This is a genomic window from Aminobacter aganoensis (assembly GCF_014206975.1).
GTDB lineage: Bacteria > Pseudomonadota > Alphaproteobacteria > Rhizobiales > Rhizobiaceae > Aminobacter > Aminobacter aganoensis.
In genome coordinates this window covers 41,009-54,920 of sequence record NZ_JACHOU010000027.1, presented here as the reverse complement: position 1 = coordinate 54,920, position 13,912 = coordinate 41,009, and the positions used below count along the sequence as shown (strand labels likewise).

10 protein-coding genes are annotated in these 13,912 nt (G+C 65.6%); 3 read left to right on the top strand and 7 right to left on the bottom strand.

What is annotated here, in order from left to right; genetic code table 11:
* Window positions 1-677: 677 nt before the first annotated feature.
* On the top strand, window positions 678-2,642 hold the full coding sequence (locus GGR00_RS26770) for a M23 family metallopeptidase (RefSeq protein ID WP_184702439.1): 1,965 nt from the start codon (window positions 678-680) through the stop codon (window positions 2,640-2,642).
* 36 nt (window positions 2,643-2,678) lie between these two features.
* On the opposite strand, the gene GGR00_RS26765 is transcribed toward GGR00_RS26770, so the two are convergent.
* Together GGR00_RS26765 and GGR00_RS26760 are read right to left on the bottom strand one after the other, a co-directional pair.
* Entirely contained in the window at window positions 2,679-3,518 is an 840-nt protein-coding gene (locus tag GGR00_RS26765) for a GGDEF domain-containing protein (protein WP_055975531.1), read from the bottom strand.
* A gap of 73 nt (window positions 3,519-3,591) precedes the next feature.
* On the bottom strand, window positions 3,592-5,145 hold the full coding sequence (locus GGR00_RS26760; protein WP_184702437.1) for an MFS transporter: 1,554 nt from the start codon (window positions 5,143-5,145) through the stop codon (window positions 3,592-3,594).
* 945 nt (window positions 5,146-6,090) lie between these two features.
* On the opposite strand from GGR00_RS26760, the gene GGR00_RS26755 reads away from it, so the two are divergent.
* Window positions 6,091-6,432: an ArsR/SmtB family transcription factor gene (locus GGR00_RS26755; RefSeq protein ID WP_210315146.1), complete on the top strand. Its 342-nt coding sequence runs from the start codon at window positions 6,091-6,093 to the stop codon at window positions 6,430-6,432.
* Window positions 6,429-6,905, top strand: a complete 477-nt coding sequence (locus GGR00_RS26750; protein ID WP_184702436.1) for an SRPBCC family protein — start codon at window positions 6,429-6,431, stop codon at window positions 6,903-6,905. The genes GGR00_RS26755 and GGR00_RS26750 overlap by 4 nt, the downstream gene beginning before the upstream one ends.
* Before the next feature lie 21 nt (window positions 6,906-6,926).
* Here GGR00_RS26750 and GGR00_RS26745 read toward each other — a convergent pair whose 3' ends face one another.
* The 5 genes from GGR00_RS26745 to clpB form a co-directional block, all read right to left on the bottom strand.
* Window positions 6,927-7,424, bottom strand: coding sequence for a GNAT family N-acetyltransferase (locus tag GGR00_RS26745; protein ID WP_184702433.1), 498 nt, complete (start codon window positions 7,422-7,424; stop codon window positions 6,927-6,929).
* Window positions 7,425-7,470: 46 nt separating this feature from the next.
* Window positions 7,471-9,033 carry a serine hydrolase gene (locus GGR00_RS26740; protein WP_184702431.1) on the bottom strand — a complete coding sequence of 521 codons (1,563 nt, stop codon included), beginning with the start codon at window positions 9,031-9,033 and terminating at the stop codon, window positions 7,471-7,473.
* A gap of 82 nt (window positions 9,034-9,115) precedes the next feature.
* The gene (locus GGR00_RS26735) at window positions 9,116-10,495 is read right to left on the bottom strand and encodes a L,D-transpeptidase family protein (RefSeq protein WP_184702429.1); all 1,380 of its coding nucleotides are present in this window, start codon (window positions 10,493-10,495) and stop codon (window positions 9,116-9,118) included.
* A 176-nt stretch (window positions 10,496-10,671) separates the two neighbouring features.
* Window positions 10,672-11,034, bottom strand: coding sequence for an MmcQ/YjbR family DNA-binding protein (locus GGR00_RS26730; protein ID WP_184702428.1), 363 nt, complete (start codon window positions 11,032-11,034; stop codon window positions 10,672-10,674).
* Between the two features lie 151 nt (window positions 11,035-11,185).
* Entirely contained in the window at window positions 11,186-13,789 is a 2,604-nt protein-coding gene (gene clpB, locus GGR00_RS26725) for an ATP-dependent chaperone ClpB (RefSeq protein WP_055975553.1), read from the bottom strand.
* Between the last annotated feature and the right edge of the window lie 123 nt (window positions 13,790-13,912).

Genomic DNA, 13,912 nt, shown 5'->3' with positions numbered 1-13,912 from the left:
CTCGTTGTTGAGGCGTATATAGTCGCCACCCCTTCAAACTGTCAACGACCTTTTTCCAACTTTTGCGAATTTTTTGCGACAAACGCCCAAACACCTACAAGACCCTGCGTAAGGTCCGGCAAATAACTGCTTCGATCCGTCGGCCAGCACGCCTGCACCACGCAAGGCGTTCAATCCAGGCACGAAAAGACCAAACAAATCAGCACGCAAGACGCGAACCATGGCCAAATCACCCGGAATCGGGGGCAACAGAACAGCTAGCCGACGCATATTTTTCGGCAACAGGGCGATTCATTGGTGATTCACGCGTCGGGCAGCCGGCCATGGAGCTGTTCGCGCAGCCTCGGGACCCGATACCCGTATGGCGCTATATGTATAAAGTATGCCGGCCAGCTCAGCGGCGCGTCCATCCCCCCTAGCGGCGTCCATTCTTCTTATACAAAGAGGGACAACGTCCCGCTGCCCCGCCCGGAGCCCTATTCCCGCCCCAATGCGGGCAGATGTCTCGATGCGGCCCTGGCGCGAACGGCACTGTCTGCGCCATATATGTACAGAGAGACGGCAGGTTCGGCGGCGCCGCTGATGCGGCTTCGTTGACTTGGAGCGCCATGACAGGCAAATGTCTTGGCAATTAAAAGCAAGCGGGCGCGAAGCGTCGGGGATTTTAGCCGTACTGGATGCAGGATACGGACCAGACCATAGCCGAGCTCGGCAATGAGCCGCCGCTGATCGCGGATGGCCGCGCCGGTCCCCCGGACCGTCGCGAGGTCTCGGCGCGCTGGCTGTCGGGCACCTTCCTGACGGGCGTGACCTCCTCCGTGCTGATGGGCGTCGCACTGTTTGCCGCGCTCGACGGCCGCGAGAAGCTGGCCACCCCGCCCGAGATCGCCGAACTCGCGACCCTTGCCAGCGGCGATGCCGGCCAGAAGGCCAAGACCACGCGCCTTGCGCCGTTGCGCCAGATCGCCAAGGCCAAGGACCGCCGGCGCATGGAAGTGTCTATGGTCACCAAGCAGGGCGACCGCGACGTGATCCGCACCATGCCCTTCGTGCAGATCAAGATGGCGCTGGCCGCCAGCCACCCGACGACGCGCAACTATCCCGCCTTCGATCCGCTGACCGTGTTTGCCGAAGACGGCCCGGCACAGCCGGCACCCACGGCCGCGACCGGCCAGATCTATGGCGTCAAGGTCGAGAGCGAGATGAGCCTCAAGACCGTCGACTTCCCCGTCGACACCGCGGCCTTCGACGAGACCTCGGCCCTTTCGGCCAACGAGGTCGAAAAGGTCGTCCGCGACGCCGGCGGCGACCTGACAGAAGGCGACATCCAGGTTGCCTCGCTGCATTATGTCGATCCGCAGCGCTTCGGCGATGCCTTCGCCGACCAGACGCTGGCCGGCTCCTACGGCATCAAGATCGTGCCCGAGAACGTCTCGGTCGCCAGCCGCGCCGATGTCGATCCCGAGACGCTGTCCTATGCAGAAGACATCATCGCCTTCGAGAAGGACCGCAAGATCGTCGATGCGCTGGCCGATTCCGGCTATGCTGGCGAGGACGCGCTCGGCATGGCGAACGCGGTGTCGCGGCTGCTCAATGCCACCGCGCTCAAGGCCGGCACCGTGTTGCGCGTCGGCCTCGAGGTTCGCGGCGATGTCGGCAAGATCGTGCGCACCAGCGTCTACGACCGCACCCAGCACATCCTGACCATCGCGCTCGACGACAAGAGTCAGTTCGTGCCCGGCGACGAGCCGGAGCCGAACCCCGAGATCGCCACCGCCTTCGAGGACACGCCGACCGTGCCGACGACGTCGCGCGGCGCGCTGCCCACTGTCTATGATGGCATCTACCGGGCCGCCTATTCCTACGGCATGTCGCAGGACATGACCAAGAAGCTGGTCCGGCTGCTCTCGTCCGACGTCGACTTCCAGTCGCGGCTCAATCCTTCCGACCGCATCGAGGTGTTCTTCTCGCAGCCCGACGGCGACGACAAGGCGTCGGAGGATTCCGAGCTGCTTTATGTCTCGGCGAATTTCGGCGGCAACACCCGCAACTTCTACCGCTTCCAGATGGGCGACGGCGCGGTCGACTATTTCGACGAGGACGGCCGCAGCGCGCGCCAGTTCCTGCTGCGCAACCCGCTGCCCAACGGCAAGTACCGCTCCGGCTTCGGCGGCCGCAAGCATCCCATCCTCGGCTACGTCAAGATGCACACCGGCGTCGACTGGTCGGCACCGACAGGCACGCCGATCATCGCCGCCGGCAACGCCGTCGTCGAGAAGGCCGGCTGGGCCGGCGGCTATGGCAAGCAGACCATCCTGCGCCACACCAACGGCTACGAGACATCCTACAACCACCAGAGCCGCATCGCGCCGAACGTCGTGCCCGGCGCACGCGTCCGCCAGGGCCAGGTCATCGGTTATGTCGGCACCACCGGCCTGTCGACCGGCGCGCATCTGCACTACGAGCTGATCGTCAACGGCACCAAGGTCGACCCGATGCGCGTGCGCCTGCCCACCGGCCGCGTGCTGACCGGCGAGGACCTCACCGCCTTCAAGCTCGAGCGCGAGCGCATCGATGATCTTCTCAAGGAAGAGAACAAGGACTCGCTGAAGGTGGCGAGCACCGCAAAGGCCAGCGGCTAGGTCTTTCCAGGATGTTGCCGACGGCTGTCGGCGGGATCAGCTTGCGACGCTTGCCCGTGCGGCGCCGTTGCGGCCGAGCCCGTCGCTCTTCGCACGCTTGGCGATGTACATCGCATGGTCGGCCGACACGATCAGCGCATCGGCGTCGCTGCCATCGTCCGGGAACACGGCGATGCCGACGGTGGCGCCGACCGTCAGAAGCAGCGAACCAATCTCGATCGGCTTGGCGATGTCACGCTGCAGCCGCTGGCTCAGGAACAGTAATGCCTCCGGGTTGCCGACGCCGGAGACGACCAGGCCGAATTCGTCGCCGCCAAGCCGCGCCACAGTCGCCCCTTTCGGCGCTGCCTGGGCGATGCGCCGCGCCACCTCGACCAGCACGCTGTCGCCCGCCGCATGGCCATGCGTGTCGTTCACCGGCTTGAACCCGTCGAGGTCGATATAGATCACGGCACAGCCGGACGAGGCCTTTTCCGGGTGGCTGATGGTCGACCTGATCTCCTCGCGGAACCGGCGGGAATTGGCGAGCCCCGTCAGCGGGTCGTGGCGGGCGGAATCATGGGCAAGACGCTCGGCCGCTTCGCGCCGAGCGATCTCGCGGGAGAGCTGCCGGGTGCGAAAGCCGAGCATGACGAGCGCGACGATGCCCGCGCAAAGAAGCAGCGACAGCACCTCGTCCAGTTGCCACGCCTCGTATGTGCGGGTCGCCTCGTAGAGGCGCTCGAACAATTCAAGGCGCATGTCGACGGCGAACAGGACGATGCCCAGAAGCAACCAAGGTGCAAGCGCTCCGATCCGGCGCCAGCCGGTGCCGGCTGACCGGGCACCTGCCGACTCGCCGGTTTCCTGCTGCCGACGCTGATCGGATGCCGACATCGTTGCCACCTTGTCCAGGGGCTGAGACTGGCCTGAAGGTTTTAACAAGGTGCTAAAAGCCTTCGACACGATCTTATCCATCGGCAAGCACAGGCGTGGCGTCGGCCTTGTCTGACGGCGGCTTTCGTTTCCACGACGGTTGCGTGAACCAGGCGACCGCCGACGCAACGAAGCACATCGCAGCCGAGATGGCGGCGATTGCCGCAAAAGCATCGTTGGTGGCCGCGACCCGCAACACCTCGGCCGCTGCATCGAGCGGCGTGCGAACATAGGCGCCGAACTCCGCGCCGGGCGCGGCAGACCCGATGACATTGGCGTAGACGACGCCGGCAACCGCGCCGAGCGACGCCACCGCCATCAGCCCGGCAGCGCGGGCCAGCGCATTGTTGATACCCGAAGCGAGGCCGGTGTCTTCTTCGGGTGTCGCCCGCATCACCGCTGCCGAGACCGGCGAAACGACGATCGCCATGCCGAGCCCCTTGAGCAGCAGGATCGGGAACGTCACCTGCCACAGCATCATCAGCGGCATGGTCAAGGCGAGGCCGAGATAGGAGATGCCGACGATGGCCGCCCCCACGGTCAGTGGCCAACGCGGCCCGATGGCGTCGGAAAGCCGCCCCGAATAGCTCGACAGACCGGCGATGAACAGGGACAGCGGCAGGAACAGCAGGCTTGCCTCCCATTCCTTGGCGCCCCAACCCGAGGCGACCGTCATCGGCAGGAAGAACAGGACCGCGTTGAAGGCGAAGAACAGGATCAGCGTATAGAGATTGGCGCCGGTGAAGGCCCGCGAGGCAAACAGCTCGAGCTTCACCATCGGCGCGCGGGCGCGGTGTTCCCACAGGATGAAGACGGCGAAGACCGCCGCACCGCCGACGATCCAGGCCCAGGGCGAGACGGCCCGCGCCTCGACGGGCAGGCCGAAGGCCGTCAGCCCCCAGGCCATCAGGCCGAGGCCGGCGGTCGCGAGAATCGCGCCGGCGATGTCGAGCCGCCGCTTCGATGACGGCCGGTCGCGCGGCACCTTGGTCAGCAGCATGGTCAGCGCGATCAGCCCGATCGGCACGTTGATGGCGAAGATCAGGCGCCACATCCATTCGGCGCCGAACGACAGCACCATGCCGCCGACGAAAGGTCCCATTGCGGTGGTCAGCGAGGAGAATGCCGCCCACTGGCCGATGGCCTTGCCGCGCGTCTGCGTTGGATAGGATTTGGCGATGATGGCGAGGCTCCCCGGCACCATCAGCGCCGCACCTATGCCCTGCGCCGCGCGCATGACGATCAGCATCTCGGCGTCGATGGCGAGCGCGCAGGCAGCCGACGTCAGCATGAACAGCACGATGCCGGTCGCAAAGATGTTGCGCACGCCAAAGACGTCGCCCGCCGCGCCACCGAGCAGCACCAGCGCCGACAGGAACAGCATGTAGCCATTGCTGATCCACTGCGCGTCGACCAGCGACGCGCCGAGGTCTTCGCGAATGACCGGCATGGCGAGCGAGACCACCGAACCGTCGATGAAACCCATGCTCGATGCCAGGATCGCCGACACAAGCACGTAGCGCCGCGCCTCGGGCGGACAGAAGACGTGGTTGTTGTTCTGGGCAGGCGGGGCGGCGGAGGTGTCCATGGCGCGAGACTATGTGCGGGATGGTTGCGCGGGAAGTGACCAGGAAGACGAATTCTGGCGGCCAGGCGACATCGAGGAACAAGGACACGCGCTCCGTTTTTGCCACGCCCCGTTTCCGGTCTGGCCATTGCTTGAGAAAAGGTTCGGGAAGCGGGGCGCGAGGCCGTGCCTTCCGATAGTTTGATATGTGGCGCGACGTTCGCGCCCCGCCCGGTGTTCTTGCCCCGCTCTTCGCGGCGGCGGGGTTTCCGCAGGCCGCCAGCAAGGCCCAGGCTTGGGGGCTCATCACCCAGCAGAAGATCCGACCTCCTGCCAGCCCGGCACCGGCGCTTCCCCCCGTAGCCCGGTGCGCACCGGAGTCCCGTGGAAGATCGCAAGTGAATGATACGGGAGGTTGGAAGGGGGTGGAGAAACGAGGGCGGCTATCCACGCGGGATGGTGACAGATGGTGACAGACGATCTGCGCTTTACGAAGCCAGTCTTCAGCCTCGAGCTCCTTCACACACCCCTCTGCCCTGCCGGGCATCTCCCCCACAAGGAGGGAGATTAGTCTCGTCGCCGGCGGCGCCCACTCTGCGACATCGCAAAGATTGTGATTGTCTGGCAATGAGTTAGCCCTTGCACGGCCCGTGATTGTGGCCAGCGCCGATGACGGCGTGATCTCCCTCCTTGTATGGCCGGCAGGCCAGAGGGGGTGCGAAGGAACGCGGCTGACGAGAACTCGCAAATCTTGTTGCATCAAAAAACGCGAAGCGTGGAGAACCTCTCCACGCCTGGGAAACCGCAGCAAAGCCGCACACTTTCCGACAGCGGAAACTTTCTCTTGCCAATACCGCCAATACCAAATAGTTTCCATGAACAGAAACCATTGGAGCCGCCGGCATGGCGTTCGCGAGGCGATGCCGGCGAGGTTTCTGCATGACTAGACGGCCGAGGGGAGCGCCGATGATGGAAGCCCAGCAACTGGACCGCATGTTCACTGCCCTTGCCGATGCCGGCCGCCGCGGCATGGTCGAGCGGCTGAGCCTCGGTCCGGCCACGGTCAAGGAGCTGGCAGGACCGGCCAACATGGGGCTGCCGTCCGCGCTCAAGCATCTCAGGGTGCTCGAGGATGGCGGCATCGTCGTGTCACGCAAGGTCGGACGGATTAGGACTTACACCATGCAGCCGGCAGCCTTCGCCGCCATCGACGACTGGGTCCGCAAGCGGCAGACCGCAATGAACCAGGCATTCGACCGCCTCATCGAGGCAATGAAGGAAATACCCGAGGAGCAAGACCGATCATGACCGTGTCATCCGTCGCCCACACCACCTTTGTCATCGAGCGAGACCTGCCGGCGAGCCCCAGGCATGCCTTCAGCTTCTGGTCGGAGCCGGAGCGCAAAACGCGCTGGAACGACTGCCACCCCGACTGGACCGTGCTCGAAGACAGCTTCGACTTCCGCGTCGGCGGCATCGAGGCCAAGCGCTGGCGCATGCCAGACGGCACCGAGCTCACATTTCGCGCCGACTATTTCGACATCGCTGCCGGCCAGCGCATCATCTACGGCTTCGAGATGAGCCATGCCGGCAAGCGGATTTCCGCCTCGCTGGCGACCATCGAGTTTCTGCCCGACGGGGCGCAGACACGGATGGTATTTACCGAGCAACTGGCGTTCCTCGGCCCTGCCGACGCGATGGCGGCGCGCATTTCGGGCACCGGAACGGGGTTCGACCGGCTGGTCGAGCTCGTTGCAAGGGAAGGTGCCGGCGTGCACTGACTGCGCCGGCAGCCGCTGCGTTCAGCTCGCGTCGAAGCCTGCGTGAAAGGCAAGCTCGCCGACAAGAAGCTCATCGCCGAAAGCCAGCCGCTGGACATATTGGGAGGGAATGTCGCCATAGGTCAGGCGGGGATCAGCGACGAAACCGAAGCGGCCATAATAGGCGGGGTCGCCGATCAGCACGCAACCTTTGGCACCCTGCTGACGGAGGTCGTCGAGCCCCTTGCGTATAAGGGCCTGGCCGATGCCCCTGCCCTGCCGGTCGGGCCACACCGAAACCGGGCCGAGCCCGTACCAGCCGGCATCCGCGCCGTCGACGGTCACCGGCGAGAAGGCGACGTGGCCGGCGATCTCGCCATCGTCTTCGGCGACGAGCGACAATGTCAAGGCACCGGCATCGCGCAAGGCATCGACGATGGCCGCCTCGGTCTGGCTGGAATGAGGCGCGGTCGCGAAAGCGGCGCTGGTGAGCGAGCGGATGGTGTCGACGTCCTCGGGCCGTTCGGCGCGTAGCTTCATGCAGGTGCCCTGTGTTCCTTGCCGTTCCTGGCCCGCCCCTCCCGCGTCAGCGGGCCGCACGGCTCAGCGTGCCAAGCTGGTTGTCGTCGAGCGCTTCGATGGTGACCGCCGACGCCTTTCCGTCAGGCCCGATGGCGAAGCGGACCGCGGAAGGCATGTCGGGCATCTCGGGAGAGGTGAAAGCCAGGAAAAGGTCGCGGTCGAAATGCGTCAGCGGGTAGGATCGGGCGCCATCCGGACCGACCTGAAGCACAAGGCCATTCTCGGTGCCCGAAACCACTGCGTCGCCGATGAAATCGTTGGAATAGCGGCCGGCATAGGCGTCGCTCGGCAAGGCCGGCGTCGCCGGCGACGGCGGTGCCGCATACGTTGCCTTGGCTGCGGCGACAGCCGGGCCGAACAGGCCTTCGAACACCGTGTTCCACGCCTTCACCCAGTCGGTGTCGACCCTTCCGTCAAAGACGAGATCGGCGAAACTGTCGGACAATCCCTCGGGCACACCTGTGGGAAAGGCGTTGACGAGGATCACGATGCCGAGCTTCTGTTCCGGAAAGAGCGTGACCAGGCTGCGGGCACCGATGCTGAAGGCGCCGGCGTGGCCCCAGCTCAGGCCATGGCGGCCGAACTCGACGTTCCAGCCGAGGCCATAGAACGAAGCCCCGCCCGTGACGGGGTTTTTGCCGCGGGTCATCAGCGGGACATGGGTCTGGGCCAGCGCATCGGCCGCGATCAGCGTCTTTCCGCCGAAAACCCCGTTGCCGAGTTCGAGACGAACCCACTGCGCCAGATCGCGCACGGTCGAACTGATGCCGCCGGCCGGCGCCTGCGCGTCCGGCTGGCGCTCGACTTTTGCCGCCCAGGCGCCGTCGACCCTGACGTGGAGCGAGGCGCGGTTCGCCTGCTTGAGGAAATCCGCATGACGGGAACTGGTCGACGTCATTCCGAGCGGGCGATAGAGCTTGTCCTCGGCGACGTCCTCCCACGACTTGCCCGTCGCTTTCGCCGCCGCGACCGCGCCTTCCGTCAGGCCGAAATTGCTGTAGGAATAGCCGGCGCGAAAGCTCGACGACGGCGCAACGAACCGCAGGCGCCGCAGGATCTCCGCGCGGTCGTAGCCTATCTCCTCGAGGTCGTCGCCGGCCGTTCCGGGCAGCCCGCTGCGATGGGCGAACAGGTCGCGAATGGTCAGCTCGGCGGTCGGATAAGGATCGGCAAGCCGAAAGGCCGGATCGAGGTCGACGATCTTCGAATCCCAGAAAACCAGGCCTTCGCTGACCAGCGCCGCCACGACGGTGGAGGAAACCGGCTTGGACAGCGAGGCGATCTGGAAGACGGTGTCGGCGTCGACCGTCTCGGGCTTGCCTTTCTCGCGCAGCCCGAACCCCTTGAGGTAGACGACCTCGTCGTCATGCACGACGCCGATGGCGAGAGCCGGCACGCCGCCATCGGCGATGACGGCTTCGGCCTGCTGCTCGAGTTTCGACAGCGCGGCAGTGACCTGTTCCGGGGTAATCGCCTGGGCCAGGGCCGGGATCGGCGCAAGGGCGATGGCCGAGAGAACGATCCAGCTCTCCCAGCGGCGACAAAACCAGTCTGCGGATAGTCGCATGCCCCCGGCTCCCTCTGCACCCAGCCTGCGCCTTCAGGCTACAGGTTGACGATGGGGAATCCAAGCTCGGCCGTGGCTGGCCTCACTCCATGAATTCGACCGGCACGCCCGACTTGACGATCTTGGCGAGCTCGCGCGCGTCCCAGTTGGTCAGGCGCACGCAGCCATGGCTTTCGGTCTTGCCGATCTTGGACGGGTCGGGCGTGCCATGGATGCCGTAGGTCGGCTTGTCGAGGGCGATCCAGACCGAGCCGACCGGGCCGTTGGGTCCCGGCGGGATGGTCAGGACCTTGTCGTTCTCGCCTTGCTTGAAATTGATCTTGGGATTGTAGGTGTAGTTGGGATCGAGCGCGACCCGCGACACCGCGTGGATGCCGGTCGGCGACGGCGTGTCGCTCGACCCGATGGTGGCAGGATAGGCGGCGACCAGCTGGCCCTCGGCATTGTAGGCGCGCACCTGCTTCAGGCTCTTGTCGGCGATGATGCGCGCGACCGGCTTGTTCACCAGCTTGCCGAAATTGGCGACCTTCACGATGGTGCCGGGACGGTTGAAATTAGCCTCCGGGTTGATCGCCTTGAGGTAATTCTCGTCCATGTGGAAACGCTCGGCCAGCATTTCGGTGACCGAGGTGAAGCTCATGCGCTCGAGCTTGGCCTTTTCGCTGTAGTCGGCCGGAACCGAGGCGACGAACGGGCCGGCGGCATCTTCGGGCGTGATGGTGTAGGAACCGAAGGCATCGCCGCCCGTCTCGGCCAGGGCCTGCTTGATGCCTTCGGCGTCGGTCGATTTCAGGCTGGTGCCGGTCAGTTCGTTGTAGGCGGCCAGCGCCTTGTCGACATTCGAGCCGAAGCGCCCGTCGATGACGCCGGGCGAGGCGCCGGCACGGTCGAGCAGGATCTGCAGCGCGGCGACATCCTCGCGGCCCTTGACCGCAATCGACGGTTCGAGCGGTTGTTCGGTGATGCGCGGCGTCGAAGGCAGCGCCGGCTGGTCGTCCGGGCTCTGCAACGGCTCGCGCGCAACGACCCGCGAACCGCCGGGCGCCTCGGGGAAGGCGTTGGGGTCGTCGTAATAGTCGTCGCCGCCGTTCGGGTCGGCCGGAATGGCGGGCGCGTCGTCGGAATAGTAGCCGTCGTCGGCCGGGCCGATCAGCACGTCGCCCTCGCGGTAGTCGCGGCGAAGCTCCTGCCGGCGCAACTCGCGGCGCAGCGCCTGGCGGTTGAGCCGCGTCTCCGGCGGCTGCACGGCGATGACCTTGCCGGTGTAGGGATCGACCAGCACCCGGTTGCCGCGGCCGTCGTAGAAGATCTCGACGTCTTCGCTCTGGGCGAGGCGGATGACCTGCGCGTCGGCGGCCTCGCGACGCGGCGCGGGCTCGCCCGTGGGCGACACCGCGGCTATGGCCTGCAGCGCCGACAGGCCGGTGGCCATGGCAGAAAGCACAACGATCTTGCGCAACATGGTCGCCAAATCTCTCCGAATCTCGACCGCCGCCAAGGCGGTCCCGGTGGAATCACTGTTGTCCACCGACATCCAATAACGATCTGCTAACCCTTCCAACATGAACAGGGCATGAAAATGGCCGCTTTGCAGGCATTTGCGGCCATCCTGGGCGGCCGCGAAGGGCGGGCATGGTTCTAGGCCGGCAGTCCGAGCTGCTGGCGGATTGCCTTGGGAAGCTTCACCGCGATCAGCCGGTGGCTTTCGCCGATGTAGTCGCGCAGTGCCTGGTCATCCATGCTCTCGCCCGTCTGGCGCTGGATCCATTTCATGCCGCGCGAGGCGAGATAGGGCGCGGGACGCAGCCCGGGCTGCTCCTTGAGGACGTCGAAGGCCATTTCCGAGACCTTGAACGAGACGGAAAGCCCCGCCCGATCGTTCCAGCCGCCGATGGCAAACACCTTGCCGCCAACCTTCCAGACATGCGCCCCGCCCCACTGCACGACATGGGTCGTGTGCGGCAGCGAGGCGCAGAAGTTGTTGTAGTCGTCGAGCGTCATGCTCCCCCTCGGTGTGTCGAGACCAAGTCTGTCGACCCCCACTCCGCCTCGCTGTGCGAGGCACCTCTCCCCCGTTCGACGGGGGGGGAGGTGTCGAGGCGAGCCGAGACGGAGTGGGGGTCGAAGCCAAGTTCGACGCCCATGACGAGCCTTACGCAGCCTCTTCCGTCACCACGGTCGGCTTGGAGCGGAAATTGAGCCGGTCCGAGCCTGAGGTGATCTTGACGGTCGAGCCGTCGAGGATCTCGCCGCCGAGGATCTTCTCGGCCAGCGGGTCCTGCAGCTCCTTCTGCATGACGCGCTTGAGCGGGCGGGCACCGTAGGCCGGATCGTAGCCCTTGTGCGCCAGCCACTCGATCGCGTCGGGCGCAAGGTCGAGCGTGATCTTGCGGTCGGCGAGCAGCTTTTCCAGCCGCTGGAGCTGGATCGCGACGATCTTGCCCATGTCCTGCTGGCGCAGGCGATGGAACAGGATGACCTCGTCGATGCGGTTCAGGAATTCCGGCCGGAACGACGCCTTTACCACGCCCATGACTTCGTCGCGGACCTGGTCGACATCCTCGCCCTCGCCCAGCGCCACCAGATATTCGGCACCGAGGTTCGACGTCATGATGATCAGCGTGTTGCGGAAGTCGACGGTGCGGCCCTGGCCATCGGTCAGGCGGCCGTCGTCGAGCACCTGCAGCAGCACGTTGAAGACATCCGGGTGCGCCTTTTCGATCTCGTCGAACAGGATCACCTGGTAGGGCCTGCGGCGGACGGCTTCGGTCAGCGTGCCGCCTTCCTCGTAGCCGACATAGCCGGGAGGGGCGCCGATCAGCCGGGCGACCGAGTGCTTTTCCATGAACTCCGACATGTCGATGCGCACCAGCGCGTGCTCGTCATCGAACAGATAGTCGGCGAGCGCCTTGGTGAGCTCGGTCTTGCCGACGCCCGTCGGGCCGAGGAACATGAACGAGCCGATCGGCCGGTTCGGGTCCTGCAGGCCGGCGCGGGCACGCCGCACCGCCTTGGACACCGCCTGCACCGCCTCGCCCTGGCCGACGACGCGGACGCCGATCTCGTCTTCCATGCGCAACAGCTTCTCGCGCTCGCCTTCGAGCATCTTGTCGACCGGAATGCCGGTCCAGCGCGAGACGACATGACCGACATGGTCGGGCGTGACGGTCTCCTCGACCATCGTGCCGCGGCCTTCGAGCGCCTCGGCCTCGACGAGCTTCTTTTCAAGCTCGGGGATGCGGCCATAGGCAAGCTCGCCCGCCTTCTGGAACTCGCCCTTGCGCTGGGCGATGGCGAGTTCGTTGCGGGCTTCCTCGAGCTGACCCTTCAGGTCGGCGGCAAGGCCGAGCTTTTCCTTCTCGGCCATCCACTGGCTGGTCACGCGGGTCGACTCTTCCTCGAGCCCGGCAAGCTCCTTTTCGAGCCTGTCGAGACGGTCACGCGAGGCGTCGTCCTTCTCGAGCTTCAGCGCCTCGCGCTCGATCTTGAGCTGCATGATGCGGCGGTCGATCTCATCGAGCGCTTCCGGCTTGGAATCGATCTGCATGCGCAGCCGCGAGCCGGCCTCGTCGACGAGGTCGATCGCCTTGTCGGGCAGGAAGCGGTCGGTGATGTAGCGGTTGGACAGCGTCGCGGCGGCGACCAGCGCCGAGTCCGAGATACGCACCTTGTGGTGCTGCTCGTACTTTTCCTTCAGGCCACGCAGGATCGAGATGGTGTCCTCGACCGTCGGCTCCTCGACGAAGACCGGCTGGAAGCGGCGGGCAAGGGCAGCGTCTTTTTCGACATGCTTGCGATACTCATCGAGCGTGGTGGCGCCGACGCAGTGCAGCTCGCCACGGGCCAGCGCAGGCTTCAGCAGATTGGACGCATCCATCGCGCCGTCGGCCTTGCCGGCGCCGACGAGCGTGTGCATCTCGTCAATGAACAGGATGATGCCGCCGGCAGCCGCGGTGACCTCGGAGAGAACGGCCTTCAGCCGCTCCTCGAACTCGCCGCGATATTTGGCGCCGGCGATCAGCGCGCCCATGTCGAGCGCCATCAGCTGCTTGTCCTTCAGCGATTCCGGCACGTCGCCATTGACGATACGCAGCGCCAGGCCTTCGGCGATCGCGGTCTTGCCGACGCCGGGCTCGCCGATCAGCACCGGATTGTTCTTGGTGCGGCGTGACAGAACCTGGATGGTGCGGCGGATCTCGTCGTCACGGCCGATGACCGGATCGAGCTTGCCGGCACGCGCATCGGCGGTCAGGTCGCGAGCATATTTCTTCAAGGCGTCATAACCCTGCTCGGCACTTGCCGAGTCGGCGGTGCGTCCCTTGCGGATGTCGTTGATCGCCTGGTTCAGCGCCTGCGCGGTGACGCCGGCCTTGGCCAGGATCTCGGCGGTCTTGGCCGACTTCTCGACGGCAAGCGCCGTCAACAGCCGCTCGACGGTGACGAAGCTGTCGCCGGCCTTCTTGGCCAGGTCTTCGGCAGTCGAAAACACCTTGGCAAGCGGCTGGGCCATATAGAGCTGGCCGTTGCCGCCCTCGACCTTGGGCAGCGCATCGAGGGCTGCCTCGACGCCCAGCTTGACGTCGCGGGCACGGCCACCGGCGCGCTCGACGAGCGACGCGGCAAGGCCTTCCTCGTCGTCGATGAGGACTTTCAGGATGTGCTCGGGGGTGAACTGCTGGTGACTGCGCGAAAGCGCCATCGTCTGCGCCGACTGGATGAAACCGCGGACGCGCTCGGAATACTTTTCAGGGTTCATTCAATGTCTCCATTCCGTACCCGGCCCGCTTGGCGGCACCGGTCTGGCTCAAGGTGACGGATCCGCCCAAACGGGCCGGACCCAACTGAGCGTGATATGGTGAGTAGGACGATATCCCTCAAG

Coding starts and splice junctions, on each gene's coding strand:
- GGR00_RS26770 (WP_184702439.1), top strand. CDS start 678: ATGCAGGATACGGACCAGACCATAGCCGAGCTCGGCAATGAGCCGCCG.
- GGR00_RS26765 (WP_055975531.1), bottom strand. CDS start 3,518: ATGTCGGCATCCGATCAGCGTCGGCAGCAGGAAACCGGCGAGTCGGCA.
- GGR00_RS26760 (WP_184702437.1), bottom strand. CDS start 5,145: ATGGACACCTCCGCCGCCCCGCCTGCCCAGAACAACAACCACGTCTTC.
- GGR00_RS26755 (WP_210315146.1), top strand. CDS start 6,091: ATGATGGAAGCCCAGCAACTGGACCGCATGTTCACTGCCCTTGCCGAT.
- GGR00_RS26750 (WP_184702436.1), top strand. CDS start 6,429: ATGACCGTGTCATCCGTCGCCCACACCACCTTTGTCATCGAGCGAGAC.
- GGR00_RS26745 (WP_184702433.1), bottom strand. CDS start 7,424: ATGAAGCTACGCGCCGAACGGCCCGAGGACGTCGACACCATCCGCTCG.
- GGR00_RS26740 (WP_184702431.1), bottom strand. CDS start 9,033: ATGCGACTATCCGCAGACTGGTTTTGTCGCCGCTGGGAGAGCTGGATC.
- GGR00_RS26735 (WP_184702429.1), bottom strand. CDS start 10,495: ATGTTGCGCAAGATCGTTGTGCTTTCTGCCATGGCCACCGGCCTGTCG.
- GGR00_RS26730 (WP_184702428.1), bottom strand. CDS start 11,034: ATGACGCTCGACGACTACAACAACTTCTGCGCCTCGCTGCCGCACACG.
- clpB (WP_055975553.1), bottom strand. CDS start 13,789: ATGAACCCTGAAAAGTATTCCGAGCGCGTCCGCGGTTTCATCCAGTCG.